The organism is Kocuria marina, from assembly GCF_000786655.1.
GTDB lineage: Bacteria > Actinomycetota > Actinomycetes > Actinomycetales > Micrococcaceae > Kocuria > Kocuria marina_A.
Map to the genome: position 1 here is coordinate 1 of NZ_JROM01000017.1, position 25,890 is coordinate 25,890.

Consider the following 25,890-nt stretch of genomic DNA (forward strand, 5'->3'; position numbering starts at 1 on the left):
CCAGACCGCGAGGTTGATGAAGGTGGCAGGGATCGAGGGCGCAAGGCGCTCGAAACGGGTGAAGACGACCAGGCCGGATCCGGCGTCCGCGCGACACCCGGATCTGGTGCAGCGGGAGTTCACCGCGACCGCTCCGAACCGGCTCTGGGTGACGGATCTGACGTTCGTGGCGACCTGGGCCGGTGTCGCGTACGTGTGCTTCATCATCGACGCGTTCTCCCGCATGATCGTCGGGTGGCGGGTCGCGTCGCACATGCGCACCGAGATGATCCTCGACGCCATCGAGATGGCCCGCTGGTCCAGAGGTCACCGCCACGCGGACCTGCGGTGTCACAGCGACGCGGGGTCTCAATTCACGTCCATTCGCTACGGCGAACGCCTCGCGGAGATCGGCGCGACGCCGTCGATCGGGACCGTCGGTGACAGCTATGACAATGCCCTGGCCGAGACGGTGAACGGGTACTACAAGGCCGAACTCGTCCGCGGGCCGGCCCGGTCCGGGCCGTGGAAGACGGTCGAGAATCTCGAGCTCGCCACCCTCGGTTGGGTGCACTGGCACAACACGCAGCGCCTCCACAGCTACCTCGGCGACGTCCCGCCCGCCGAGTTCGAGAACGCGTTCTATGCTGTCCAAGCCGACCGCGAACACCTGGTCGGAATCAAATAGCGCGAGTCTCCATCAGACCCAGGGCGCTTCACATCATGACCTGCGCACCGCGTTTGAACACGAGCTCCCGGTCCACGGGGATCTCGAACCCGTCCAGCTGCCCGGTGAGGATCGCGGAGTGGTGCACGGCCGGCTCGGGGATCTGCTCGAGCATCCCGCGGTTGCGGGACGTGGCCATCCGGTTGGTCGTGGTCAAGGTCAGCCAGAACTCGTCGATGGGCGGGGTGAACTCGGGGTCGGTGCGGGCGTTGAGCTCCCGGCGGGCCTCCTCGAGCAGGGCGCCCTCCCGCACGGCATTGAGGATGTCCACGAGACGGTCGTCCCCGAGCTGACGGAACACCGTGGTCAGTTCCACCGTGGCGAAGTCGTCCCGGTGGTAGGTGTCCGCGGAGAAGAAGTATGGGGTGGAGTAGCGGGTCGCGAAGTACTCGCGTTCGTGATCGGTGACCACGGGCGGCAACTGGTAGAGGTCCCCCACCAACACCAGCTGCACACCGCCGTACTTGCGCCCGGGTTTGGGGCCGAAACGTTCCAAGGCGGCCACAAGGCAGTCGAAAAGATCCGCCCGGACCATGGACGCCTCGTCCACGATCAGCGTGTGCAACTCGCGCAGGGTGGCCGCGAACCGGCCGGGGTAGTACCGCCCGCGCCGCACCTCCTCCGGAGACATCCCCGGGGCCAACGAGAGCAACCGGTGGATCGTGTACCCGCCCACGTTCAACGCCGCGATACCCGTGGGTGCCACGACCACCACGTTGCGCCGGGTGTGGGCCATGAACTCCCGGATCAGGGTGGACTTACCGGTCCCGGCCTTGCCCGTGAGGAACACGCTCTCCCCGTGGTGCAGCCGCTGCAGGGCCTCCCGGAACTCGCCGGTGAGAACCAGCTCGGAGGGATTGGTCGCGTTCACCCGGGCATATCCTTTCCATGCGGCGGTGCACGTGTGACCCTACCGCGCCCACCGCGGGGTCCGGCCTCCCCGCCCTGAATGAGGCTGACCAGCGGCACCCACCACCGGCCGCATCCACCACCCGCGAGTCCGAGGACGGTCCACCCGTGAGCACCCAGCACACATCCCAGTCCCACGGCCCCGGGACGGATGTGCTCGCCGAGGACTTCGCGGCACGGATCACGGCCGCCGTGGTGGCCAACGGCGGAACGGTTGCTGAAGCAGTCCGCTACGGTCGCGAGATCCTCTCCCGGGCCGGCGTCGAACACTCGGACCTGGACGTTAGCTACGCCGCGGTGGGGCCACCTCCAACGCGACGGACTCGACGGCCGTGGGGGACGACGGCAACCGCGACGGCACACGGTAGCAGGCATCCCGAGCGTTCGACCCCTCGCCCCGACGGCGTCGGCGACGGCGCGCGGCAAGCCGGGCCCGCCGACACGCTCCCGCACCCCGATGGTCTCCTGGCATCCCCGGGGAACGGGACCCCCGCTCGGTGGACCGCCCTGCTCCCTGCTGGGTGAAGCATCCCGTCGCACTTATGGTCATAACGACTTTAGCAAGTTAGAGTCATCTTGACACTAACGATCCGGCCCCGCGGGGCGTCGAAGACCGGGGAGCCGCCATGACCGATCAGCGCGTGCTGCTGGCCGTGTCCACGGTGATCTTCACGGTCCGCCCCACGGGCGAGAACAGTGCCCACGAGCTGTGGTTACCCCTGGTCCGCCGGATTCGCGATCCCTACCGCGGCATGTGGGCTTTGCCGGGCGGTCCATTGCGATCCACTGAAGATCTCGAGGACTCCGCCCTGCGCAGCCTCACCCTGACCACCGGGTTGGCCCCCACCCACCTGGAACAACTGGCCACGTTCGGCGGACTGACCCGCTCCGCCGGGGCCGAAGAACGCCAGGTCACCGTGGTCTACTGGGCCTCCCTCCCGCCGCACGAGGCCGCGATGGGCGAGAACGACCTCAACGTCACGTGGCTGCGCGTCACCGACCTGCCAGACCTCGCGTTCGACCACTCACTCATCGTGGCCCACGCCCTGGAACACCTGCGCGGTCGCATCGCCGAGCCAACCGTGGCCCGGGCGTTCCTGCCGGAGACGTTCACGATCGCGGCCCTGCGCGAGGTGCACGAAGCCATCATCGGCAAAGCCCTGGATCCCCCTAATTTCCGGCGCCACGTCCTGTCCTCCGGCCAGCTCCGGGACACCGGCGAGCGCCTCGCCGGCGCCCGACACCGCCCGCCCACGCTCTACCGTTTCGCGGCGGCCGAGCCACCCCGCCTTTTCAGCCCCACCCCGTCAGACCGTACCGAGGAGACCCCATGACCTCCGTGGCCACCCGCCTCACACTGCTGCCCACCCGCCCGTCCGGCACCGCGGCGACCCTGGACGGCGGTTCGTGCAACGCCGCCCTCGCACAGGACCCGTGGGAGTTCCCCACCCCGCTCGCGGCGGGTTACGGCCCGGGCGCTTCCCAGGACGACGCCGCTCCGGCCGACTCCCCCGCACAGCCCACCATTCCGCAGCGCTACCGGGACGCCTCCCCCGAGGAACTGGACGCCATGATCACGGCGGCCAAGAAGACATTGGGCGAGCGCGCCGTCGTCATGGGGCACTTCTACCAGCGGGACGAAGTGGTCACGCACGCGGACTTCATCGGCGACTCGTTCCAGCTCGCGCAGCAGGCCAAGGCCCACCCGGAGGCGGAAGCGATCGTGTTCTGCGGCGTGCACTTCATGGCCGAGACGGCGGACATCCTCTCCCGAGACGGCCAGTCGGTGATCCTGCCCAACCCCGCCGCGGGGTGTTCCATGGCGGACATGGCGGACGCGGACTCCGTGGAGGAGTGCTGGGCGGATCTCATGGACGTGTTCGGCCCGCACGCCACGGACGCCCACGGCCGGACGCTCACGGACGAGAACGGGGAGCCGCTCGCCGCCGTGATCCCCGTGACCTACATGAACTCGTCCGCCGCGCTCAAGGCGTTCTGCGGTCGCAACGGGGGCATCGTGTGCACGTCCTCGAACGCGCGGACCGTGCTGCAATGGGCGTTCGAGCGCGGGCAGCGTGTACTGTTCTTCCCCGATCAGCACCTGGGCCGCAACACCGCCAAGGCCATGGGTGTGCCGCTGAAGCACATGCCCCTGTGGGATCCCCGCAGGGAACTGGGCGGCAACACCGCGCAGGAGCTCCGGGACTCCCGCGTGATCCTGTGGCACGGCTTCTGTTCCGTGCACAAGCGGTTCACGGTGGGCCAGATCCAGAAGGCCCGCGCGGAGCACCCCGGTTGCACCGTGATCGTGCACCCCGAATCCCCCATGGAGGTCGTGGACGCCGCCGATTCCTCGGGCTCCACCGACCACATCCGCAAGGCCGTGGAGGCCGCGGAGCCGGGGCAGACGTTCGCGATCGGCACCGAGATCAACATGGTCAACCGCTTGGCCGCGGAACACCCCGAACACACCATCTTCTGCCTGGATCCCGTGATCTGCCCGTGCTCCACGATGTACCGCATCCACCCGGGCTACCTCGCGTGGGTCCTGGAGGAACTCGTGGCCGGCCGGGTGATCAACCAGGTGTCCGTGGCCGACGACGTCGCACGGGAGGCGTCCGTGGCGCTCGAACGCATGCTCGCCGCCGTCCCGAGGGCCTGAGTCATGACTGACGTCCTGGTCATCGGCACCGGGGTGGCCGGTCTCAGCGCGGCATTGTCCGCAGCAGAGGCCGGTGCCCGCGTCACCGTGGTCACCAAGGCCGCGCTGAGCCACACCGCGACGGATCGCGCACAGGGCGGGATGGCCGCAATGACCGGATCCCTCCCCGGCGGAAACCCCACGGATTCGGTACGGCTGCACGTCCAGGACACCCTGGTGGCCGGCGCGGGCCTGTGTGATCCTTTGGTGGTGCACGGCGTGGTCCGGGATTCCGCCGCGGCCGTTCGGGATCTCACCGGCCGCGGCGTCGCCTTCGACCGCGTGGCCGGCCCCGACTCCCCGTGGGTGCAGGGCCTGGAGGCCGCGCACAGCGTCTCGCGCATCCTGCATGCCGGAGGCGATGCCACGGGCCACGCGATCCAGGAGGCCCTATCCGCTCGGGCACGCGAGATGGCGCACGGGGGACATATCCGTCTGTGCGAATACACCCTGGTCACGGACGTCATTGTGGCCGGTGACCGGGTCGTGGGCTGCACCGCCCGCCCGGTTCTTCCCGGCCGCGAGCTGGGCGGCGAGGAGTTCCTGCCCGCGGACCACGTGGTGCTCGCCACGGGCGGCGCCGGTCAGCTGTATCCGTGGACGACCAACCCCCCGGTGGCCACCGGGGACGGCATCGCACTGGCCCTGCGCGCGGGTGCCGAGGTGCGTGACCTGGAGTTCTTTCAGTTCCACCCCACCGCGTTGGCGGCACCGGGTTCGTTCCTGATCTCCGAGGCGGTCCGCGGTGAGGGAGCGGTACTGCGCAATCAGCACGGCCGCCGCTTCATGACCGATGTGGACCCCCGCGAGGAACTCGCTCCCCGGGACGTGGTGGCGCGCGCGGTCTTCGCGGTGCGCACGGCATCCGACGACGGCGCCGCGTACCTGGACTGCTCCACGATCCCCGTCCCGTCCGGGCTGACCCGCGCCGAGTTCCTGGCCCGCCGCTTCCCGTCCATCCACGCCGAACTCACGAGGCGAGGCATCGACTGGTCCACCGAGTGGGTCCCCGTGAGCCCCGCCGCGCACTACCTCATGGGTGGTATCGCCACCGATGCGCTGGGCCGCACCACCGTGCCCGGGCTGTGGGCCGCCGGCGAATGTGCGCGCACGGGCATGCACGGGGCCAATCGCCTGGCCTCCAACTCCCTATTGGAAGCGGCGGTCCTCGGACGGCGGATCGGCGAGCTACTCGGCGACTCGGGAGCACCTTCGGACGTGTGGCCCGTGGCCCGCGGCACCGATCCGGAGCCGCGCGAACTTCCTCACTGCGATTCGACCACCGCCGAATCGTTCTCCCGCGCAGCACTGCAGCGCACCATGTGGCAGGGCGCCGGGGTGTTCCGCACCGCCGAGGGCATCGAACGGGCGAAGGCGGGGCTGGAGAGCTGGCTCGCGGCGGCGTCGTCATCGGACGAGGAGGATACGGCGGCGGCCCCTGGAACCCTGACTGACGCGGAGGACCGGAACCTCCTGACCGTGGGGCACGCGCTCGTGTGCGCGACACTGGCCCGCGCCGAGTCCCGCGGGGCCCATCAGCGCGCGGACCACCCGGCCACCGACCCCCGCCTGGCCACGAGCACCGCGTGGATCGCCTCCGGATCCGCAGCACCCACCCCCGAAAGGACAGACCATGCTGACTCGCTCAGCCGTTGAGACCGTGATCCGTGCGAGCCTGGCCGAGGACGCGCCGTGGGGTGACATCACCTCCGAGCTCGTGATCCCCGCCGCGGCGACCGCCACCGCCACGCTCACCTCGCGTGAGGAAGGGATCTTCGCCGGGGAGGAGGTCATCCGGACCGGCTTCACCACGGCGGACCCGCGCCTGGAGGTCACGCTCCACGTGCATGACGGTGACCCGCTGACCCCCGGAACCACCATCGCAACCATCACCGGCCCGGCGCGGCCGCTGCTGAGCGCGGAACGCACCGTGCTGAACCTCGCGCAGCGGATGTCCGGGATCGCGACGCTCACCGCCCGGTACGTGGCCGAGGTCGAGAAGGCCGTGGCGGAGGTGGAACGCGCCAACAATCTGCCCGCCGGAACCATCACGCGCACCCGCGTGACCGACACCCGCAAGACCACCCCCGGGCTGCGAGCGCTGGAAAAACATGCGGTGACGTGCGGCGGCGGCCACAACCACCGCTTCGGGCTCTCGGACGCCGTGATGCTCAAGGACAACCACCTGGCCGTGCTCACCGCGGACGGCACCTCCGTGACTCACGCACTGCGCGAGCTGCGCAGGAAGCTGCCGCACACCACGCACGTGGAGGTCGAGGTGGACCGGCTCGATCAGATCGAGGACGTCCTGGCCGGCGGGGTGGACACCATCATGCTGGACAACTTCGCCCACGCGGACCTGATCAGCGGCGTGGCCGTCGTGGACGGTCGCGCCATCGTGGAGGCGTCCGGTGGCATCACGCTGGAGACCATCGGCAGGGTGGCCTCCGCCGGCGTGGACGTCATCTCCGTGGGCGCACTCACCCATTCGGTGCGCGCGCTGGACCTGGGTCTGGACGTGGCCGTGGCCTAGCCCTTGTTCACGAGCGTCAGCAACACCACGGAGTCCTCATGCGCGTGCAGGGAGTGACGCTGCTGCGGGATCACGGCGTGCTGGGCAGGACCGAGCTGCACGGATTCATCACCGGCGACCAGCTCCACCCGACCCGTGATCACCTGGATCGTGGCCTCACCGGGGTTCTCGTGTTCCTTGAGGTCCTGGCCCTGGACCAGCGCGATCATGGTCTGCTGCAGCGTGTGCTCGCGGCCGCCGTTGAGGTGGTGGGCGGAACGCCCGCTGGACGCCTCGCGCGCCTCGGTGAGCATGTCCTGGGCAATGGTGGTCAGCGTGTTTTCTTCCATGGTCCATCTTTACAGTCCGGCTCACCGCCCGTCACGGGCACGACACGTCCGTCATCACGAGAGGTCACATCATGATCTACCTGGATCACGCGGCGACCACCGCCCCGCACCGTGAAGTGCTCGAGGCCATGTGGCCGTGGTTGACCGGCGGGTTCGGTAACGCGTCCAGTCACCACGAGCGCGGCCAGCGTGCGGCCCGCGCCCTCGAGGGCGCCCGCGAGCGCATTGCCGCGGTCCTCGGGGCCCGCCCGGGCGAGATCATCTTCACCTCCGGCGGCACCGAGGCGGACAACCTGGCGGTCAAGGGCATCGCCCTGGCGCGCCGTGAGCGGCAGCCTTCGCGTCACCGCGTGCTGGTCGGCGCCATCGAGCACGACGCCGTCCTGGAATCCGCCCGCGCGCTCGCCCGGCACGACGGTTTCGAGGCGCTCGAACTGCCCGTCGATCCCTCCGGTGCGCTCTCCCCCGACACCTTCCGCGCCGCCCTCGTGTCCGACGACGACGCCGCTCACACCCTCCCCGACCGTGCCGCACCTTCCCGCGGCGTCGCCTCCCATGCCCCTCCCGGGAGCAGCGGCGTCTCCGATCCAGCCACCGTGGCCATGGCGTCGGTGATGCTCGCCAACAACGAGGTGGGGACCGTCCAGGACATCCCCGCCCTCGCGGAGATCGCAGCGGAGCACGGAGTTCCCCTGCACACGGACGCCGTGCAAGGGGCCGGGAGCCTACCGCTGAACGTCCGAGACCTGGGCGTGGCCGCACTGACCCTGGCGGGACACAAGATCGGCACACCACAGGGCATCGGTCTGCTGTGGGTCAAGCGGGGCACTCCCCTGCGACCGCTCATGAGCGGCGGCGGTCACGAGCGCGGGCGCCGCTCGGGAACCTCCAACGTGGCCGGTGCCGTGGGCATGGCGGTGGCACTGGAGCTGGCCGAGCGGGAACGGGTTACCTACGCAGCCCGCTCGACAGCCCTGCGTGACCACCTGATCTCGGGCATCCTGAGCCGCGTACCGGGCGCAATCCTGACCGGCCCGGATCCGCGACCGGAGCGCCTCGGACATGTGCACGCCCCCTCGGACCGCGCGGAACCGGCGGCCACCGATCCCCTTAGCCCATCCGCAAGGATGCCGACGTCGGGACGGAACGGGATCACGCGACTACCGACCAACGCGTCCTTCTGCTTCCCGGGCGTCAACGGCGAAACCGTCCTGGTGGACCTCGAGAACGCGGGGGTGCTCGTGTCCTCGGGCTCGGCGTGCGCGGCCGGCTCCAGCGAGCCCTCCCACGTGCTCACGGCCCTGGGGATCCCCGCGGAGCTCGCCACCACGTCCGTGCGCTACAGCCTCGGTCGGGACACCACGGAGGAAGAGGTCGATGCCGCCGTGCGGGCAACCGCGGAAGTCGTCCGCCGGCTGAGCGCCTAGGGCGTCACCTCGTACGGCGGCTTCTCACCGCGGGCCATGGCCACGGCGTTCTCCGCGGCCTTGCGGGCCATCCCCGCCCGTGAGCCCACTTCCGCGGAGCCCACGTGCGGCAACAGGAACGCGTTGGGCAGATCGGCCAGACCGTCCGCGAGCTGGGGTTCGTTCTCGAACACGTCCAGCCCGGCCGCGAAGATCTCCCCGTCCCGCAGCGCAGAAACCAATGCATTTTCATCGACCACGGGGCCGCGGGCGGTGTTCACGAGCACCGCGGTGGACTTCATCCGCCGCAATACGTCCGCGTCGACCAGGTGCGTGGTGTCCTCGGTGAGCGGCACGTGCAGCGAGAGGTAGTCACTCGTCTCGACCAGTTCGTCCCACGGCACCTGACGCACCCGCCCGGCCAGGTCGCCCAGCTCGTTGTCGGAGACCTCGCGGTCCTCGGGCGGGCGCTGCGTGAAGATCACCGTCATGCCGAAGCCCAGTGCGCGGCGGGCCACAGCCTTGCCGATCCGACCCATGCCCGCGATCCCCAGGGTGGCCCCGGTGATGTCCTGACCGACCAGCAGTTGGGGTCCGATCCCCGTGAACTTCCCGTCCCGCAGGTACTCGGCGGCCTCGTGGGCGCGCCGCGCGGCTCCGAGCAGAAGCAGCATGGCGGTGTTGGCGGTCGCGTCATTGAGGACGTCTGGGGTGTTGCCCACGGCGATCCCGTGTTCGGCGGCCGCCGCGACGTCGATGTTGTTGTACCCCACCGCGTAGTTCGCGATCCCCCGGATCCGCGCTTCGCTCAGCAGGTCCGCGTCGAACCGGTCGGAGACCTGCGAGACCACCACGTCGTACTCGCCGCCGGTCACCGCCTTGCGCAGTTCGTCCCCACTCATCCCGTCCCGGATCTCGACGTCGCCCGCGTCCTCCAGGATGGACGGCCCCGGTTCGGGGATCTCACGTGTGACCAGGAAACGCGGTGTCTTCATGAACTCTCCTCGGGTGCGACACGCACCGACTCATGCGGCACGGACCGGGCGGATGGGCGTGGGAGGTGGGGAGCGGCGTCGTCGGCGGCCGCCCGAAGGAACACGGAACCCCGCGCGGCCACGAGAACTGCCGTGCGGGGTTCCAATGCACCCCGTGGGGTGCGAACGTCACATCCGGATCAGATGAGGGACTTGGCGCCGCCGCGAGCCTTCTCGAAGCGCTCGGCCACGTCCGCCCAGTTGACGATGTTCCAGAAGGCCTTGACGTAGTCGGCCTTCACGTTCTGGTAGTCCAGGTAGAAGGCGTGCTCCCACATGTCCAGCTGCAGCAGCGGGATGGTGGCCACGGGCACACCGTTCTGCTGGTCGTACATCTGCTCGATCACCAGGTTGCCGGCGATGGGCTCGTACGCCAGGATGGCCCAGCCGGAGCCCTGGATGGTGGTGGCCACCGCGGTGAACTGGTCGCGGAAGGCGTCGAAGGAACCGAAGAAGTTGTCGATCGCCGCGGCGAGCTCACCCTCGGGCTTGTCGCCACCCTCCGGGGAGAGGTTCTTCCAGAAGATGGAGTGGTTAATGTGGCCGCCCAGGTTGAACTGGAGGTCCTTGGAGAGCTTGGCGGCACCGGCGGCGTCGCCGTTAGCGCGGGCCTCCTCCATCTTCTCGAGCGCGGTGTTGGCACCGGTCACGTAGGTGTTGTGGTGCTTGTCGTGGTGCAGCTGCATGATCTGGGCCGAGATGTGCGGCTCGAGCGCTGCGTAGTCATAGGGAAGATCGGGGAGAGTGAACTTTTCAGCCACTGTGAATCATCCTTCCTTTGCGGGTGCGTGATGCTTCAACTGTCCGTCGCTGCGGTTCGGCGGGTCAAGGACGTTCAGCCACTAGCGTATGTTTCATGGAGCCCGTCATCTTCCGTCACAACCGGTGCGTTGCCGCCCGGGCCGTGACCTATCCTCGGGCCCATGTCCACCCCCGATACTGCCCTGGAGGTCACCGCGACCGCGACCGGTTCCGGCGGCGCCACCGCGAGCGCCCACGCGCCGGGACGCGCCGCCGCCGCCCACGCCCCGTTGGCGGCCCGAACCGGCGAGGGCGACCCCGCGGGCCTCGAGATCGCGCGCGCGCAGGCTTCGCACGCGCAGGGCATCGTGAACCTGCGGGACCGTCTGGCGCGGTGGTTGCAGGGCCGGGGCATCGACCAGTGGCGCGAGGGCGAGTTCGACCCCGCCGAGGTGCGCCGCGAGATCGACCGCGGCGAGTGGTGGGTCGTGGAATCCCCTGTGCAGCCCGGCCTGATCCTGGCGAGCATCCGTGTGATCTGGGCGGATCCTGAGATCTGGGGCGAGCAGCCGGAGCCCGCCGGTTACACCCACGGGGTCGCGGTGGACCGCTCGCTCGCAGGCACCGGCACGGGTGCCCGGCTGATCCGCACCGCAGAACGGGTGATCGTCGAGTCCGGACGGAGCGTCTCCCGCCTGGACTGCGATGACGAGAACCTGGTGCTCAAGCGTTTCTACACGGGTCTGGGCTACACGCCCCGCGGTGCCGTGGATTTCACCGTCCCCCGGTTGGATTACCGGGTCACGGTCATGCGCATGGAGCGCCGCCTCAGCCCGTAATCCGGTGCCGACGGGCGCCGCGGGACACCCCCCGTTGGTCCCGGTGGCGTCCGCACAGCTCTCAGTAGTACGCGCGTTTCAAGCGGTTCACGCGCGTTGCGCGCGTCGCCGCCCCGTGGCCTTGCGGTGCGTTCCCGCGTGCCTGCCGTGGGCAACAGCCCGCACGCCGTGGCCGGTGCCGCGAGAGGGATGCTCGGTCGACGACGTCGCCAGCTCGCCTGGCTGCCCCGCGGCCAGATCCCGCCGCATGCGTTCCAGCCCCTGGGCAAGTCGGCGATGGGCCATCATCCGGGCCCACGGGCGCTTCCACCACAACCCCCCGCGCAGTCGGAAATCCGCGCGCAGCTGGACGGTCACCCCCGAGCTCGTGGGCTGCCACGCGTACTCCATGATCACGTCCGCGAACCCCTTGGTGGTGCGCAGCATGAGCGATTCACCGGGCACGCGGTCCGCGACGATCATGACGTAGTCGAACGTGAACGGCCCCACCGGAGCGTCGAACTCGATCGCCGAGCCCACGTGCAGTTGATCGTCCAGGGACGTGGGCCACGTGACGTGGATCCCGAACCATCGGCCCATCCCCCTGGGCCTGCCCAGGGCCAGATCGAACTCCTGGGCGGTGACCGCCACGTCCTGCTCCACGAGCAGCGAGAATCCGTGGTCGGTGGAATCGACCTCGGAGATGCGAACAGACATGTTTCCCCCTTGGTGCGTGCTTCCCCCCATGGCGTTCGTCCCACCGAACACCAACTACACGCGAGTAACTTATGACGCTCAGTCTGATGCAAAGACGACAAGCCGTCACTCCGCCGGGGGAAGTGTGACGCGTCCACAAGAGGTGGAGAAAAGTTATCCACAGGGGTGGAAAAGTCTGTGCACAATTCGAACACAGTTTCGACGCACACACCCTGGGCAGGCGCCGCAACGGCAGAAAACGACGCATGACCAGGGTAAATACCGAACAACCGTCCGGTCAGCCGGGTCGAATGACAGTCGTGTGACTTATCCACCCCTGTGGAGAAGCATTGTGGATAACGCTCGCTGTCCACTTATCTGCGTTGAGTTACCCCCTTTTAGGGGGACAGTTATGTGACGCTGTGATTTCCAGCGTGTCAGGAGGCGGGAATCACGCGCAGCCACCGAAAACCGTGGGCCTCCACCAGGATCCCCCCGCGCAGGTCCACCCGCTCGTTCTCGTGCAGCATGGTCGCCGAGGGCAGGAAACCGCTCAGCGTCTCACCTGTGACGAACTGGGGCCAGTCGCTGAAGTTCGCCAGGCACAGCACCACGCTGTGCTCGCCGGGACGCTGATAGCCCAGGACATGGCGGTTGTGCGTGGTGAACGGGATGAGCGCGGTGCCCTCGAACTCCGGGGTGGCACGGCGCACCGAGATCATCCCCCGGATCCCGCCGAAGATCCGCCCCTGCACCGAGAACAGGTCGTGGCGGCGTTCGTAGTCGTCGCGGGGGTAGCGCGGGCGGTGGACCCAGCGGGCGTCGTCCGCGGCGTCCGGGTTCTCGTCCCAGTGGACGTCGTTGCGCTGGCCCACCTCGTCACCCAAGTAGAGCAGGGGGACCCCGCCGGTGCTCATGGCCAACGAATGCGCCAGCAGGATCCGATCCACGGCCGGACCCGGTTCGGTCTCCAGACCCAACAGGGACGCGGTGGTGCCGCAGATCCGGCAATCGCCCGTGCGGGGGTTGCCCTGGAACGCCACGCCGTGCGCGAAGCTACCGGGGTGGCGCCCGGTGTAGAAGGCGTTGAGGAAGCGGCGGTGGTCGTGGCCATCGACACCCAGGCGAGCGGCGTCGTCGTCGGAGAACGTCCACCCGATGTCGTCATGGCCGCGCACGTAGTTGACCCACGCAGTGCCCGCTGGCGTCTCGTGACGTTCGGCGAGCGCGGCGGAGAGCAGGGAGACGTCCCGGGTGGCCATGGCCTCCCATGTGAGGGCCATCTGCAGGGGGTTGTAGGACAGCGCACACTGGTCCGGGTGGACGTAGCGGATGACCTCGTCCGGGTGGACGATCGCCTCCGACTTGAACTCCACGGCCGGGGCGGCCAGGGCCGTCACGGCGTTGAACGCGCGCAGCAGATCGTGAACCTGTGGCTGGGACTCGCACGAGGTGCCGAGTTGCTTCCAGATGAACGCCACGGCGTCCAGGCGCAGCACCTGGGCCCCCTGGTTGGCCAGGAACAGCATTTCCGCGGCCATGGCGTGGAAGACGTGTGGGTTGGAGTAGTTGAGGTCCCACTGGAAGTGGTGGAACGTGGTCCATACCCACCGGGGATCCGGGTCGTAGGGGCTCGCGTCCCGTCCCACCGGGGTGCTGTCCACGCGCGTGAACACCCCGGGGTGGTCGTCCGGGAAGATCTCCCGCGCGGTGCGCTCGAACTCGTCCGGCACGGTGCGCTCCGAGTACATCCAGTAGAAGCGTTCGTAGAACGGGTCCCCGGCGGCCGCGGCCCGGGCCCACTCGTGCTCGTTGGAGGTGTGGTTGAACACGAAGTCCAGCACCAGGGCGATCCCGTGGGCCCGCAGCTCGGCGGCCAGGTCCGCGAGCTCCGCCATGGTCCCCAGCTCCGGGTCCACCCGGCGGTATGAGGATACCGCGTACCCCCCGTCCGAGTTGCCGGCGGGGCTCTCGTAGAGGGGCATGAGGTGCAGGTAGGTCAGCCCGAGTTCCTCAAAGTACGGGATCTTCTCCCGGATCCCCGCGAGGTCCCCACCGTAGCGGTCCACGTAACACACCCCGCCCACGGCCTCCCGGGACGTGAACCACGGCGGTTGGTCCTCGCGGCGGCGGTCCAGGTCCTTGAGGTCCCGGGGGCGCTGCACGTAGGCCTCCCACGCGGTGAGGACCGCGCGGGTCACGGTGTCCCAGATGCCGGGCCCGGGTCCGTAGACCGCGTGCAAGGAGGTGATCAGACGGTCCAGCTGACGGCTGAGCCGACCGAGGAAGACGGTGAGTTCCTCGGGGGTCGCGCGCGTATCCAGAGCGAGATGCTCACGCACCGATTCGAGCACGTGTTCGCGATCGGTGGTGTCCCGGGGGATCGAGGGTTCGGACAGCACGGGAATGCCTCCTCGGTTGACGCACGTCACGTGCGTGGGGAGTCATGGTGCCCGGGATCCCCCTTGATGCCGAGCTCGGATCGACCGCCTCCGCGTTCCCGCGGGCCGGTTGCGTCCAGGATACGGGCGCGGTTCCACTCGACGCTCAGGTGACGTCCGCGTGACTCGTCCCCACACCCCGTGTTCACCCCACAGGTTGTGCACAGAGTTATCCACAAGTGTGGAAACCCCGACGTGTTCCACAGGCGGCCACGTGGGGCGATACCCCTGAAACCCCAGGTCAGAGCGATATGACGTGAATCCCCAGCGGGTGTGGACAAGCCTGTGCAGAACCGCGCACACGGCCGTGGAGAACATGCTCGGCCGGACGCGGATGAACGGAACATGACGGACGCCCGGTGCTTCCCCGTGCGGGGAGCACCGGGCGCTCCCACCCCGCGGGGTGGATCCCGGACGTCACCAGGTGACCATGACGGCGGTTCGTCAGCCGACGTCGCTGCGGAAGTCGCGGATCAGGAGGCCTTCTCGTACCCGTGGTCGGAGAGCCACTGCTTGGCGGCGTCCGCGGGGTTCTGTTGCTGGTCCCCGCTGACCTTGCGGTTGAGGTCGATCAGGTCCTGGGTGGTCAGCTTGGTGGAGAACTCGTTCAGCGCGTCCACCGCGTTCTGCGGCAAGCGGTCCGGGGCGGTGAGCGGGAGCACCTGCTGGGCGATGAAGTTGTTCTTGGGGTCCTCGAGCACCGTGAGGTGCTGGTCCTGGATGGCCGGGGTGGTGGTGAAGATGTCCGCCACCTGGGCGTCGTCCTGGGTCAGGGCCTGCACGGTGAGGGGGCCGCCGCCGTCGTTGATGGGCTGGAAGGACTTGAAGGAGCAGTCGTACTTCTGTTTCAACCCATCCACGCCGTAGGCGCGTTCCTGGAATTCGGGCGGGCCGGCCATGACCAGGTCCCCGCACACCGAGGAGAGGTCCTCGATGGACGTCAGACCGTACTTCTCGGCGGTGGCCTGCGTGACCACCAGGGCGTCCTTGTTCTCCGCGCGGGAGGGGTCGAGCACCGAGAGCTGCTGGCCCTCCAACGCGGAGGGCAGTGCCTTCATGATGTCCTCGGCGGAGGCCGCGGTGGCGTCCTTGTCCGCGAAGAGCAACAGGTTCCCGGAGTAGTCGGGGACCACGTCCACGGAGCCGTCCTTGACGGCACCCACGTAGGCCTCGCGCGCGCCGATGCCCGGCTTGGTCTCCACCGTGACACCCGCGTCCCGCAGCACCCCGGCGTAGAGCTCGGCGATGACCTGTGACTCCGGGAAGTCCGCCGAGCCCACGGTGACGGCGTCCGAGGAGCCACCCGAGGCGGCGTCGCCCGAGTTCTCCGCGAGCGGGTCGGAACCGCCGCCGCACGCGGTGAGTGCGAACACGGCCGTGGCGGTCACGGCGGCCCACGCGGCGGGGCGGAGGACGCGGTGCGCAACGCGCGTGCGCTGCGTAGAGGGGGACGGTGTCATGGTCGATCTCCTGCCAGTCTGAGGCCCGGCGACGTCACCAGGCGTTGTACGAGAGCGAGTACTGCATCCGCGGCCAGTGCGAGCACGGCCACGAGTACCACGGACGCGAGCATGCGCGCGTAGTCGCGCACCGCGAGCCCGTCGATCAGATAGCGGCCCAGACCGCCCAGGTTGATGTACGCCACGATGGTCACGGTCGCGAGCACCTGCAGCGCGGCGTTGCGGATCCCGCCCAGGATCACCGGCAGCGCCACGGGGATCTCCACGCGCGTGAGCACCTGACCCTCGGTCATGCCCATGGAACGGGCGGCGTCCACGAGCGCCGGGGAGACCGCCGCGACCCCCGAGTACGTGCCCGAGAGGATGGGCGGGATGGCCAGCAGCACGAGCGCCAGGATGGGGGGCATGAGCCCCAATCCCATGAGCAGCGTGAACAGGGTCAACAGACCCAGGGTGGGCAGCGAGCGCAACGCGCCGGCCAGGCCCACGATCATGCCGCCGCCGCGGCGGGTGTGGCCCACCCACAGGCCCAGGGGCACGGCGATCGCGAGCGCGATCCCCATGGTCAGCACGCTGTAGCCCACGTGTTCGAGCAGTCGTTGCGGGATCCCGGTGGCCCCGCTCCAGTTGGCGGGGTCGGTCAGGAACTGCGCGGCTTCCGAGAACAGGTTCACGCGCGATCACCCCGGGCTTCCACGGCGGCGACGGCGCCCGCGCCCCCGGGCGCACCGGCCACGGAATCGCGGCCCTCAGGATCGCCGCCCCCGGTCCGGTCGTCTCGGCCGCTCGCGCTGGCGTGCCGCGCCGCGCCGGCACGACGCCGCTCGCGCGCCGTCGTGGTCCCCGTGCGCTGCCAGCGGGTCAGGACGTGGCCGAGCAGACGCAGCAGCTGATCCAGCACGATCGCGATCAGCACGGTGGCCACGATGCCCACCACGATCTCCGAGACGATCGAGCGGCGCAGCCCGTCCGTGAACAGCGTGCCCAGGGACTGGATGCCGATCACGGCGCCCACGGAGACCATGGAGATGTTGGAGACCGTGGCCACGCGTAGCCCCGCGATCATCACGGGCACCGCCAGCGGCAGTTCCACCCCGAAGAGGCGGCGCACGGGTTTGTACCCCAGCGCGGTGGCGGCCTGCAGGACGTCCCGGTCCAGGGACTCGAACGCGTCCACGCACGAGCGCACCAGGATCGCGATCACGTACAGGGTCAGTGCCACGATCACGTTGACCACGGATGTGATGCCCGTGCCCAGGATCAGGGGCAGGACCACGAAGAGGGTCAGCGAGGGGATCGTGTACAGCAGTGACGAGCCCGTGACGAACACCGGACGCAACCAGCGTCTGCTCGTGGCCAACCGGGCAAGCGGGACGCTGATCAGCAGGCCCACGACCACGGGCACGATGGACTGGATCAGGTGCGCGCCGGCGAGGTCCAGGACCGTGGACCAGTTGTTCGACAGCCAGTTCACGAGCGTTCCGACCTGTCGTAGCGCGCCGAGCGCTGCTCTTCGATCGCGCGCATCACGTCCTCACCGGGCACCACGCCCGCCACGGAGCCGTCACGGTGCACGGCCACGGCCTGCCCGGACGGGGAGGACAGGGCGGCGTCGAGCGCGGTGCGCAACGACCCGCCGTCGTGCCACAGGGTCCCTCCCACGCGCAGTTCCTCGCGCGCGGCCGGTTCCCCGGACGCCGTCACGGGCAGCCAGCCCAGCGGGTGGCGGCGCTCGTCCACCGCGAGCACCCAGTCCGACGACGACGCGCCCGCCGCCTGCCACGGCGCGGGGTCCTCGCTGCCGGGGCCCACCAGGAAGCGCTCGCCGGTGTCCACGGCCAGGACCGTGACGGGCTGCAGTGCCACGGACGCGTTGTCGAAGCTCAGCGAACGGAACCCGCGGTCGCGGCCGATGAAGTCCGCGACGAAGTCGTCCGCGGGGGCCCGCAGCAGTTCCTCCGGGGTCGCGTACTGCGCGAGCCGGCCACCGCGCGCGAACACGGCCACGCGATTGCCCAGCAGGATCGCCTCGTCGATGTCGTGGGTCACGAAGATGATGGTGCGGTGCAACCGCTTCTGCAGGTCCAGCAATTCGCTCTGCAGGTCCTGGCGCACCACGGGGTCCACGGCGGAGAACGGCTCGTCCATGAGCAGGATGGGTGGATCCGAGGCCAGCGCACGTGCCACGCCCACGCGTTGTTGCTGACCGCCGGACAACTGCGCCGGGTACCGGGTGGCCACGGACTCGTCCAATCCCACCGAGCCCAGCAGCTGCCGGGCGTTCGCGCGGGACTCCCGTTTGGACACCCCGTTCAGCCGGGGGACCGTGGCGATGTTGTCCTCCACGGTCTTGTGGGGCAACAGACCCGATTGCTGCATCACGTACCCCATGGAGCGGCGCAGCTTGGCGGCCGGGATGCTCGCGACGTCCTGACCGTTGACCTCCACCGTCCCCGAGGAGGGCTCCACCATGCGGTTGAGCATCCGCAGGGACGTGGTCTTGCCGCAACCGGACGGGCCCACGAACACCGTGAGGGAGCCCGCGGGAACGTCCAGGTCCAGGTTGTCCACCGCGGCCGTACCGTCCGGATAGACCTTGCTCACCCCGCGGTAGCGGATCGCCAGATCGGTCATGGGGCCGTATCCCTTCGTAGCCGTGGCCTCATCCTAACGGAGCACAACCATCAGTGAGCGAACCATTTCCGGTTTCATGACCGTTCACCCGATGGCGACACCACAAGTGCCGCCGAAGCCGAAGCATGCCGCCCGGACGGAAGGCACGTGGAAGACGTCCGCGATGGCGTCCGAGGATCGGAACCGCGTGGGCAGCACCCGCGAGTCCGGGCCGGACCAGAAGATGTGCGAGCGGGGATAACGCACGGCCACGCACATTTCTCAGCCCCGACCACGGCGATGGGCGGAACACTCGGAGATGACCCACCCATTTCATTTTACACTCACGCGCGCCGCTCAAATGTCAGATTTGTATGATGTCCCCGGTCTGGATGAACACCGGGGTTGCCAGTATCCCACTGATGACGGAAACGCAGATCAATATGCGCCGGCCGGTCTTGAGGTCCCTGTCAATGTCCTGCTCACTCGCACTACCGGATCTGTAGGCGTTCGATGCCCACCGCATCTGATTTCCCCCCACGGTATCCGAAATCACGAGAAAGGATGTTATGAGAGATCCCAGACAGAAAAATGCCAGAGTCAGGGCCAAGGTGAACACAACCCCTTCAGAAATCAGCAACCATCCGCAAATGATCAATCCGATCACTGCAAAAGCACTGCAGTAGACCGTGATCGGGCTTTTGAACTTCACGACATTCTCTTTCTACGAGGTTCCACCAACCGAGCCTGCTATGGAGCATCCCTGGGACTTCGCCCATGCCCCACCGGAGTGGGTGCCGTTCATCATCAGTCAGTTCACCGATCATGTGGCGCATCACGTGGCGTGTCCCCGATGTCATCGGTCAGGAACTCCTCCGGGATCCGGTCCGCCCCGGCCACGTCCGCAAGGATCCGGCGGTCGATGGGAACCCCGCGGCGCAGCACACTGATCCCGCCCCCGGGTTCGTGCAGCACGCACGCCACCTCGCGGTAGGAGCGCACCCCCGCCCGACGCAGCGCCCCGTTGAGCTCCGGGTGCGTGATGTGTGCGCGGCGCAGGGCCTGCTCGTCCACGCGGTCCCCGATCATGAGCAGGCGGGCGGGTGAATTGAACACGCGCTGCCACCGGGCGCGCGTACCCAGGTGGCCGAACACCACTTCCAGCAGGAACAGGGTGCCCAGGCCCAGCACACCGCTCATGAGTGTGGGTGGATGCCCCAGGATCACGCGCCCGGCCACCGCGCCCAGCATCACGGTGATCACCACGTCGAACGTGGACATGGCCGTGAGCACCCGCTGGCCGAAGATCCGCACGAACACCAGGAACGCCACGTAGATCCCCACCGCGGAGAGCACCACCGCGATCGCGTGGGTGGGCGTGATCCCCAGTTCAGCGCCCAGGCCCTCCCAGGACGGCATGCCTCAGCCCCGGCCCGTGCCGCGTTCCACCGACGACGCAGGCCCGGCGCCGCCCATGGGCCGGGCGGCGTCATCGAGCTGGGCCGCGGCGTCGTCCTTGCGGCCCGCCGCGAACTGCGTGGCGTGCAGCTCCGCGTAGCGGCCACCGCGCGCGAGCAGTTCCTCGTGGGAACCGCGCTCCACGATCCGGCCGGCCTCGATCACGAGGATCTGGTCCGCCTGGCGGATCGTGGACAGCCGGTGCGCGATGACCACGGCGGTGCGCCCGGACATCGCTTCGTCGAGTGCGGCCTGCACGTGGGCCTCGTTCGTGGAGTCCAGGGCGGACGTCGCCTCGTCCAGGATCACCACGCGGGGTTGGGCCAGCAACAAGCGAGCGATCGTGAGGCGCTGGCGCTCGCCACCCGAGAGCCGGTAGCCGCGCTCCCCCACCACGGTGTCCAGACCGTCCGGGAGGGACTCGATCACGTGCCGCAACCGGGCACGGTCCAAGGCGTTCCACAGCTCGGCGTCCGTGACCCCCTCGCGGGCCACACCGAGGTTCGCGCGGATCGTGTCGTGGAACAGGTGCCCGTCCTGCATGACCATTCCCACGGAGCGGCGCAGGGACTCGAAGGTCGTGTCCCGCACGTCCTGGCCGCCGAGCCGGACCGCGCCGGAATCGACGTCGTACAACCGCGCGACCAACTGCGCGATCGTGGACTTGCCGGCCCCGGAGGACCCCACGAGGGCCACGGTGTGGCCGGGGGCCGCCCGGAAGTCGATGTCGTGCAGGACTTCCTCGCCGCCGCGCGAGTCCAGGACTGCCACGTCCTCGAGGGACGCGAGCGAGACCTTGTCCGCGGACGGGTAGGAGAAGCGCACGTGATCGAACTCCACCGCCACGGGCCCCTCGGGCAGGGCGCGCGCCTCGGGACTCTCGGTGATGAGGGGCTTGATGTCCAGGACCTCGAAGACGCGCTCGAAGCTGACCACGGCGCTCATGATGTCCATGTGGGCGTTCGCCAGCATGGTCAGCGGGGTATACAGCCTGGTCAGGAGCATACCCAAGGCCACGACCGAGCCCGCGTCCAGGTGCCCGAGCAAGGCCTGCGCCCCGCCCACGCCGTACACGAGCGCCAGCGCGAGGGCGGAGACCAGCGTCAGGGCGGTGACGAACGTGGTCTGCAACATGGTCGCGCGGATCCCGATCCCCCGGACGTCGTTCGCGCGGGCCGCGAACTCCCGCGATTCCTGCGTGGGATCGCTGTAGAGCTTGACGAGGGTGGCCCCGCCGGCGGAGAACCGCTCGGTCATCCGCATGGACATCTGCGCGTTGTACTGGGCGGAGCGGCGCTGCAACGCGGCCAACCGGCCACCCATGGCCCGGGCGGGGATCAGGAAGATGGGCAACAACAGCAGGGACAGCGCGGTGACCTGCCACGAGATGGTGACCATGACCCCCACGGTCAGCACGAGGGACACCACGTTGGACACCACACCCGAGAGGGTCCCGGCGAACGCGCGCTGCGCGCCGATCACGTCCGTGTTCAGCCGGGACACGAGCGCCCCGGTGCGCGTGCGGGTGAAGAAGGCGAGCGGCATGGTCTGCACGTGGTCGTACACGGCGGTGCGCAGATCGTAGATGAGCCCCTCACCGATCCGCGAGGACTGCCACCGGTTGAGCAGGGACAGCACGGCGTCCGCGACGGCCACCACCGCGATGGCCACGGCGAGCCACACCACCACGGAGACGTCGTGCCCGCCGGTGATCGCGTTGACCACCCGCCCGGCCAGCACGGGCGTGACCACGCCCAGGACGGCCAGGGCCACCGACACCAGGACGAACGCCAGGATCGCGTGGCGGTGGGGACGCGCGAACGTGATGATCCGCCGCACGGTGTCGCCGCTGATCTTGCGGCCCTTGTTCTCCTGCCCCTTCATGGTCCGCCACATGGCCATGTGGGCGCTCTGCATACTCACGCTCGCAACTGTATCCCCGGGTCAGGACATCAGGCGGGGCAGTCCAGCCCCATGGCACCGCGGGTATTGGAGCCGCGGTTGAGGGCGCGGCCGATCTCACTGAGCTGGCCCACCTGCTCGGGGGCCAACCGGTCGAAGACGATCTCCCGCACATGACGCACGTGGGCCGGAGCGGCCTCACGCAAACGTTCGAGACCCGCGGGGGTGATCTCCGCGATCACCACGCGACGGTCGTCCTGACGGCCCGCGCGGGTGACCAGCCCGTCCTTCTCCATCCGCGCGACGATGCGCGAGAGCCGGGACTGGGACGTGTTCGTTGCCGTGGCCAGTGCGGACATCTTGTGCCGGTGGTCCGGGGCGTCGGACAGCATGGCGAGGACCAGGTATTCCGCGAGCGACATGTCCTCCTCGCTGCGCAACTGCCCCTCCACGGCACCCGGCAGGCGGAACATGATGGAGACGAGCGCGAGCCACGCTTCCCGCTCGTCCTCTGACAGCCACTTGGTCTCATCCATACTCACGAGTGTAGTGAGCATATATTGACGCGGCAAATATTTCTTATATCTAAGGACCCGGGTGGCTCGACCCGCCCCGTGCAGTCCGCTCAGGCACCCAGCGTGCGACGCCGCCCCGCGAGCGCGATGAACACGCCCTGCGCCACGGCCACCCCGACCATCACGAGCAGCGGTACGGTCCAGGACCCGGAGGCGTCCTTCAACACCCCGATCATCACGGGACCGAGAGCGGCGAAGAGGTACCCCACGCTCTGCGCCATGGAGGACAGGGCCGCGGCCCGGTGGTAGTCCGTGGTGCGCAGCCCGAACAACGCCATGGCCAGCACGATCGCCCCGCCGGTGCAGAACCCGATGAACAGCGCCCACAGCAGGGACAGGGAGGGGACGAACAGCAGACCCAGCAGGCCGATCACCGCCGAGGCCGCGAAGACCGCACCCAGACCGGACTGCGCCCGGAGCCGGGGGATCATGAACGCGGCGAAGAGCGTCCCCACGAGCCCGCACGCCTGGAACGCGAAGTGGTACCACCCGGCCTGGACCGGGGTGGCACCGTTGGAGATCTGGATCGCGGGCAGCCACGTGACCATCGTGTAGTACACGGTGGACTGCAGGCCCATGTACACGGTCACCTGCCAGGCTAGGGCGGAGCCCAGCGGGAGCCGGGCCCGGGAGCGCGCAACGGACGCGGTGACGGCCGGGGGAACCGCCGGCGCGGCGTCGTCGTCCGCCCTTGGAACCGGAGTCTGCGAACCGGGCGTCGTAGCATCGGGGGCCGCCGAGCCGGGGGCCCCGGCCCGTGAGGCCGCGGGGCTCGAGCCCGCGCGGGAGGCCATCCCGAGGATCCAGGGCAGGAAGACGGCCACGCCGATGATCGCCACGGCGGCCCAGATCCCGAGCGCGAACCGCCACCCGGACGGCGCGACGTCCGCGATGGGCACCACCACGCCGGACGCGAGCGCCGCGGTCAGCGCCGTGACCGCTTGGTACACGCCCGTCATGGGGCCGATCCGATGCGGCCAGTCACGCTTGATCAGGGACGGGATGAGCACGTTGAGCACCGCGATGGCCGCACCCAGCAGGCCCGTGCCCACCCAGATCAGTCCGGGTCCGGGAACCGAGCGCACCACGATGCCCGCCGCGAGGACCACGAGCGCGAGACCCAGGACCCGCTCGAGCCCGAGCGCCTCCGCGAGCCGCGGGGCGAACGGGGAGATCACGGCGAACGCCACGAGCGGCAGGCTCACGAGCAGCGACGCCTGGGACGCACTCAACCCCACCTGGTGCTCGATCTGCGGCAGCACCGGACCCACCGCGGTGATCCCCGCCCGCAGGTTGGCCCCCAGCAGGAGCACGCCGACCAACAGCAGTCCCGCGCGGGGCCCACGGGCGGACACGGAACGCTCGGGGCGTGGATTGACTGCGGGCACGGGGCCACCTCTCCTGGACGTCCTTGCCACCATAATGGGAGGCATGGACTCCCACGACACCTGGCCCGCGCCCGTGACCGTTGACGACCGCGCGTTCGACGCCGCAGCCATGCGCCAGTTGGGCCGCGCACCCGCGTCGGGCGACGCCGCAGGGACCGGTTCCGCGGGCACCGGCACCGGGGCCCCGGGTGCCGATCCCGAGCTGTCCGCCAAGCCCACCCTGCGCGAGAAGTGGACCACGTCCCTGCTGCTCGTGATCCCCCTGGTCTCCGCGCTCGTGGTGGTGCTCAGCGCCATCCGGTACACGGACACCCGCAACGGGTTGTGGCTCGGGGTCATCGCGGTGGTGCTCGTCCTGGCCGCGCTGTCCTGGGTCGCGGTGCTGCGCGGCGCGTTCGCCCGCGCCCGGGGCCACCTGGCCGCGCGGTTGCCGGGAGTGATCGGCCACGGTGTGGGCATCGTGCGTGAGCTGGAGGTGTCCTCACCTTTCGACGAGAACGGGGTCTCGGACACCGTGACCGCGCACCTCACGCTGCGGGTCAATCCCACGCAGGGCAAGGCGTTCACGGCCCAGCTGGACGCGGTCTACGCGGTCGCCGACGCCGAGAAGCTCGCCGTGGGATCCCACGGTCTCGTCCGCTACCTGCGTTCGGACCCGGAGAACACGGTGGGGATCGAAACCCGCTTGCCCGAACTGACGGTGCAGCAGATCTACCGTGCCGCGGCCATGAACTGACCGCGGGGCGCGGCGCCGTGCAGCGCCGTCGTCATCAGCTCCGATGCTGCGCAACGACGACGCACTGCCGGGGGCAGGGTCAGTGGCGAGAACCCTCGCGTGCGTCCTGGACCCGCTCCTCGTCCCGGCGCAGGGACGACGAGCCCGCAGGAGACGATCCGGCGGGCGGGACCGCGGCGTGCTGCTCGGTGTCCGCCTCGGGCTCCACGACCACCCGGGTGCCGGCACCGCGAGCGCGGGACGCGGAGTCGGGAACGTCCGTGACGCTCACGGTCACCACGTTCAGGGCGATACCCAGGAGGAAGAAGATCCAGGCGGCCACGGCCACCGAGGCCAGGGCGAACAGCAGACCGATGAGCAGGAGACCCACGGACGTGAGGTAAGCGGGGGATTTGACGCGCCGGAAATTGAACTGCATACCCCTATTCCATCATGTTTCCGCGGGGCCTCCCGCCCGGATACCGGCCCCCACCAGGGACTTCACCCAGAACGTAAAGGGCTTGTCAGAACCACCCGGTAGGCAGTTGACTGAGCGGTAGTTGTCAACGAAAGGATTTGCCCTCATGCCCACCAACCAGACCGTGCAGCTCAACGACGGAAACACCATCCCCCAGTTCGGGTACGGGGTGTGGCAGGTCGCGGCGGACGTCGCCGAGGACGTCGTGAGCAAGGCACTCCAGATCGGCTACCGACACATCGACACCGCCAAGATCTACGGCAATGAGGAAGGTGTGGGTCGTGCGATCGCCAAGAGCGGGATCCCCCGCGAGGAACTGTTCGTGACCACCAAGCTGTGGAACGACGACCAGGGTCACGATTCCGCACTGCAGGCCATCGACGCGTCCCTCGAGCGGCTCGGCCTGGACTACGTGGACCTCTACCTCATCCACTGGTCGCAGCCCGAGAAGGGCAAGTACGTGGAGACCTGGAAGGCGTTCCAGGAGATCAAGGAGTCCGGTAAGGCGCGTTCCATCGGCGTCTCCAACTTCACGGAGAAGGCCCTGCAGGACGTCCTGGACACCGGCGTGGTCCCCGCGGTGCACCAGATCGAGCTGCACCCGTACTTCACCCAGGAGCGTCTGCGCGAGATCGGCGCCCAGCACCAGATCGTGACCGAGGCGTGGTCCCCTCTGGGCCAGGGCAAGGTGGAGCTGCAGGACGAGACCATCGGTGAGATCGCCCGCGCCCACGACGCCACCCCCGCGCAGGTCATCATCGCGTGGCACCTGGCCCTGGGCAACGTGGTGTTCCCCAAGTCCGTGACCCCGGAGCGCATCCAGGAGAACTGGGACGCCCAGGAACTCACCCTCAGCCAGGACGAGATCGAGCGGATCAGCGGGCTGTCCCGCGAGGACGGGCGCCTCGGCCCCGACCCCGCCGATTTCAACAACTGACATCTCCGACACGCGCGTCCCGTGACGCGGCGCACATTGCTGTAACGCGG

The 25,890-nt window shown here is 69.1% G+C and carries 25 protein-coding genes; 9 read left to right on the forward strand and 16 right to left on the reverse strand.

Annotation, left to right across the window (positions count from 1 at the left end):
* Positions 1-667 (forward strand): IS3 family transposase (locus AS25_RS05070; protein ID WP_035959088.1); only part of this gene is annotated, 667 nt, incomplete at its 5' end.
* A gap of 28 nt (positions 668-695) precedes the next feature.
* Here the strand turns inward: AS25_RS05070 and AS25_RS05075 are convergent.
* Positions 696-1,577 (reverse strand): AAA family ATPase, encoded by an 882-nt coding sequence (locus tag AS25_RS05075; protein ID WP_035962953.1) that lies wholly within the window; start codon positions 1,575-1,577, stop codon positions 696-698.
* A gap of 664 nt (positions 1,578-2,241) precedes the next feature.
* On the opposite strand from AS25_RS05075, the gene AS25_RS05080 reads away from it, so the two are divergent.
* From AS25_RS05080 to nadC, 4 genes are read left to right on the forward strand one after another with little or no spacing between them, the layout of a single operon-like run.
* The gene (locus tag AS25_RS05080; protein WP_035962689.1) at positions 2,242-2,949 is read left to right on the forward strand and encodes an NUDIX hydrolase; all 708 of its coding nucleotides are present in this window, start codon (positions 2,242-2,244) and stop codon (positions 2,947-2,949) included.
* Complete coding sequence (nadA, locus tag AS25_RS05085) at positions 2,946-4,277, forward strand: quinolinate synthase NadA (RefSeq protein ID WP_035962693.1); 1,332 nt, start codon at positions 2,946-2,948, stop codon at positions 4,275-4,277. Before AS25_RS05080 ends, nadA begins: the two co-directional genes overlap by 4 nt.
* A 3-nt stretch (positions 4,278-4,280) precedes the next feature.
* Positions 4,281-5,972, forward strand: a complete 1,692-nt coding sequence (nadB, locus tag AS25_RS05090; protein WP_084118028.1) for an L-aspartate oxidase — start codon at positions 4,281-4,283, stop codon at positions 5,970-5,972.
* Positions 5,950-6,849 (forward strand): carboxylating nicotinate-nucleotide diphosphorylase, encoded by a 900-nt coding sequence (nadC, locus tag AS25_RS05095; RefSeq protein ID WP_035962698.1) that lies wholly within the window; start codon positions 5,950-5,952, stop codon positions 6,847-6,849. Before nadB ends, nadC begins: the two co-directional genes overlap by 23 nt.
* Here the strand turns inward: nadC and AS25_RS05100 are convergent.
* Positions 6,846-7,178 carry a cupin domain-containing protein gene (locus tag AS25_RS05100; RefSeq protein ID WP_035962706.1) on the reverse strand — a complete coding sequence of 111 codons (333 nt, stop codon included), beginning with the start codon at positions 7,176-7,178 and terminating at the stop codon, positions 6,846-6,848. The genes nadC and AS25_RS05100 overlap by 4 nt on opposite strands.
* A gap of 71 nt (positions 7,179-7,249) precedes the next feature.
* Between AS25_RS05100 and AS25_RS05105 the strand changes: the two genes are divergently transcribed.
* Entirely contained in the window at positions 7,250-8,605 is a 1,356-nt protein-coding gene (locus AS25_RS05105; protein WP_035962712.1) for a cysteine desulfurase family protein, read from the forward strand.
* Here AS25_RS05105 and AS25_RS05110 read toward each other — a convergent pair.
* Together AS25_RS05110 and AS25_RS05115 are read right to left on the reverse strand one after the other, a co-directional pair.
* The gene (locus AS25_RS05110; RefSeq protein ID WP_035962722.1) at positions 8,602-9,579 is read right to left on the reverse strand and encodes a 2-hydroxyacid dehydrogenase; all 978 of its coding nucleotides are present in this window, start codon (positions 9,577-9,579) and stop codon (positions 8,602-8,604) included. The genes AS25_RS05105 and AS25_RS05110 overlap by 4 nt on opposite strands.
* Before the next feature lie 179 nt (positions 9,580-9,758).
* Positions 9,759-10,379, reverse strand: coding sequence for a superoxide dismutase (locus tag AS25_RS05115; RefSeq protein ID WP_035962724.1), 621 nt, complete (start codon positions 10,377-10,379; stop codon positions 9,759-9,761).
* A 162-nt stretch (positions 10,380-10,541) separates the two neighbouring features.
* Between AS25_RS05115 and AS25_RS05120 the strand changes: the two genes are divergently transcribed.
* Positions 10,542-11,198, forward strand: coding sequence for a GNAT family N-acetyltransferase (locus AS25_RS05120; RefSeq protein ID WP_084118015.1), 657 nt, complete (start codon positions 10,542-10,544; stop codon positions 11,196-11,198).
* Positions 11,199-11,285: 87 nt separating this feature from the next.
* On the opposite strand, the gene AS25_RS05125 is transcribed toward AS25_RS05120, so the two are convergent.
* The 11 genes from AS25_RS05125 to AS25_RS05175 form a co-directional block, all read right to left on the reverse strand.
* The gene (locus AS25_RS05125; protein WP_035962726.1) at positions 11,286-11,894 is read right to left on the reverse strand and encodes an SRPBCC family protein; all 609 of its coding nucleotides are present in this window, start codon (positions 11,892-11,894) and stop codon (positions 11,286-11,288) included.
* Positions 11,895-12,310: 416 nt separating this feature from the next.
* Positions 12,311-14,275 (reverse strand): amylosucrase, encoded by a 1,965-nt coding sequence (locus AS25_RS05130; protein WP_035962728.1) that lies wholly within the window; start codon positions 14,273-14,275, stop codon positions 12,311-12,313.
* A gap of 512 nt (positions 14,276-14,787) precedes the next feature.
* On the reverse strand, positions 14,788-15,774 hold the full coding sequence (locus AS25_RS05135) for an ABC transporter substrate-binding protein (protein WP_035962730.1): 987 nt from the start codon (positions 15,772-15,774) through the stop codon (positions 14,788-14,790).
* A complete protein-coding gene (locus AS25_RS05140; protein WP_035962732.1) occupies positions 15,771-16,448 on the reverse strand; it encodes an ABC transporter permease in 678 nt (225 codons plus the stop codon). Before AS25_RS05140 ends, AS25_RS05135 begins: the two co-directional genes overlap by 4 nt.
* Positions 16,445-17,248, reverse strand: a complete 804-nt coding sequence (locus AS25_RS05145; RefSeq protein WP_084118016.1) for an ABC transporter permease — start codon at positions 17,246-17,248, stop codon at positions 16,445-16,447. The genes AS25_RS05140 and AS25_RS05145 overlap by 4 nt, the downstream gene beginning before the upstream one ends.
* On the reverse strand, positions 17,245-18,408 hold the full coding sequence (locus AS25_RS05150) for an ABC transporter ATP-binding protein (RefSeq protein WP_035962734.1): 1,164 nt from the start codon (positions 18,406-18,408) through the stop codon (positions 17,245-17,247). Before AS25_RS05150 ends, AS25_RS05145 begins: the two co-directional genes overlap by 4 nt.
* Positions 18,409-18,751: 343 nt before the next feature.
* Entirely contained in the window at positions 18,752-19,099 is a 348-nt protein-coding gene (locus AS25_RS05155; protein WP_035962738.1) for a hypothetical protein, read from the reverse strand.
* A 104-nt stretch (positions 19,100-19,203) separates the two neighbouring features.
* Positions 19,204-19,806, reverse strand: a complete 603-nt coding sequence (locus AS25_RS05160; RefSeq protein WP_052160728.1) for a DUF421 domain-containing protein — start codon at positions 19,804-19,806, stop codon at positions 19,204-19,206.
* A gap of 3 nt (positions 19,807-19,809) precedes the next feature.
* Positions 19,810-21,768: an ABC transporter ATP-binding protein gene (locus AS25_RS05165; protein ID WP_172644414.1), complete on the reverse strand. Its 1,959-nt coding sequence runs from the start codon at positions 21,766-21,768 to the stop codon at positions 19,810-19,812.
* A gap of 29 nt (positions 21,769-21,797) precedes the next feature.
* A complete protein-coding gene (locus AS25_RS05170) occupies positions 21,798-22,283 on the reverse strand; it encodes a MarR family winged helix-turn-helix transcriptional regulator (protein WP_035962741.1) in 486 nt (161 codons plus the stop codon).
* A gap of 89 nt (positions 22,284-22,372) precedes the next feature.
* On the reverse strand, positions 22,373-23,710 hold the full coding sequence (locus AS25_RS05175) for a CynX/NimT family MFS transporter (protein ID WP_052160729.1): 1,338 nt from the start codon (positions 23,708-23,710) through the stop codon (positions 22,373-22,375).
* A gap of 43 nt (positions 23,711-23,753) precedes the next feature.
* On the opposite strand from AS25_RS05175, the gene AS25_RS05180 reads away from it, so the two are divergent.
* On the forward strand, positions 23,754-24,446 hold the full coding sequence (locus tag AS25_RS05180; RefSeq protein WP_084118029.1) for a hypothetical protein: 693 nt from the start codon (positions 23,754-23,756) through the stop codon (positions 24,444-24,446).
* Between the two features lie 79 nt (positions 24,447-24,525).
* On the opposite strand, the gene AS25_RS05185 is transcribed toward AS25_RS05180, so the two are convergent.
* Positions 24,526-24,864, reverse strand: coding sequence for a hypothetical protein (locus AS25_RS05185; RefSeq protein WP_052160730.1), 339 nt, complete (start codon positions 24,862-24,864; stop codon positions 24,526-24,528).
* Between the two features lie 145 nt (positions 24,865-25,009).
* Here AS25_RS05185 and AS25_RS05190 point away from each other — a divergent pair, with 145 nt between their 5' ends.
* Entirely contained in the window at positions 25,010-25,840 is an 831-nt protein-coding gene (locus tag AS25_RS05190; RefSeq protein ID WP_035962754.1) for an aldo/keto reductase, read from the forward strand.
* Positions 25,841-25,890: the final 50 nt, after the last annotated feature.

Coding starts and splice junctions, on each gene's coding strand:
- AS25_RS05080 (WP_035962689.1), top strand. CDS start 2,242: ATGACCGATCAGCGCGTGCTGCTGGCCGTGTCCACGGTGATCTTCACG.
- nadA (WP_035962693.1), top strand. CDS start 2,946: ATGACCTCCGTGGCCACCCGCCTCACACTGCTGCCCACCCGCCCGTCC.
- nadB (WP_084118028.1), top strand. CDS start 4,281: ATGACTGACGTCCTGGTCATCGGCACCGGGGTGGCCGGTCTCAGCGCG.
- nadC (WP_035962698.1), top strand. CDS start 5,950: ATGCTGACTCGCTCAGCCGTTGAGACCGTGATCCGTGCGAGCCTGGCC.
- AS25_RS05100 (WP_035962706.1), bottom strand. CDS start 7,178: ATGGAAGAAAACACGCTGACCACCATTGCCCAGGACATGCTCACCGAG.
- AS25_RS05105 (WP_035962712.1), top strand. CDS start 7,250: ATGATCTACCTGGATCACGCGGCGACCACCGCCCCGCACCGTGAAGTG.
- AS25_RS05110 (WP_035962722.1), bottom strand. CDS start 9,579: ATGAAGACACCGCGTTTCCTGGTCACACGTGAGATCCCCGAACCGGGG.
- AS25_RS05120 (WP_084118015.1), top strand. CDS start 10,542: ATGTCCACCCCCGATACTGCCCTGGAGGTCACCGCGACCGCGACCGGT.
- AS25_RS05125 (WP_035962726.1), bottom strand. CDS start 11,894: ATGTCTGTTCGCATCTCCGAGGTCGATTCCACCGACCACGGATTCTCG.
- AS25_RS05135 (WP_035962730.1), bottom strand. CDS start 15,774: ATGACACCGTCCCCCTCTACGCAGCGCACGCGCGTTGCGCACCGCGTC.
- AS25_RS05150 (WP_035962734.1), bottom strand. CDS start 18,408: ATGACCGATCTGGCGATCCGCTACCGCGGGGTGAGCAAGGTCTATCCG.
- AS25_RS05160 (WP_052160728.1), bottom strand. CDS start 19,806: ATGCCGTCCTGGGAGGGCCTGGGCGCTGAACTGGGGATCACGCCCACC.
- AS25_RS05170 (WP_035962741.1), bottom strand. CDS start 22,283: ATGGATGAGACCAAGTGGCTGTCAGAGGACGAGCGGGAAGCGTGGCTC.
- AS25_RS05180 (WP_084118029.1), top strand. CDS start 23,754: ATGGACTCCCACGACACCTGGCCCGCGCCCGTGACCGTTGACGACCGC.
- AS25_RS05185 (WP_052160730.1), bottom strand. CDS start 24,864: ATGCAGTTCAATTTCCGGCGCGTCAAATCCCCCGCTTACCTCACGTCC.
- AS25_RS05190 (WP_035962754.1), top strand. CDS start 25,010: ATGCCCACCAACCAGACCGTGCAGCTCAACGACGGAAACACCATCCCC.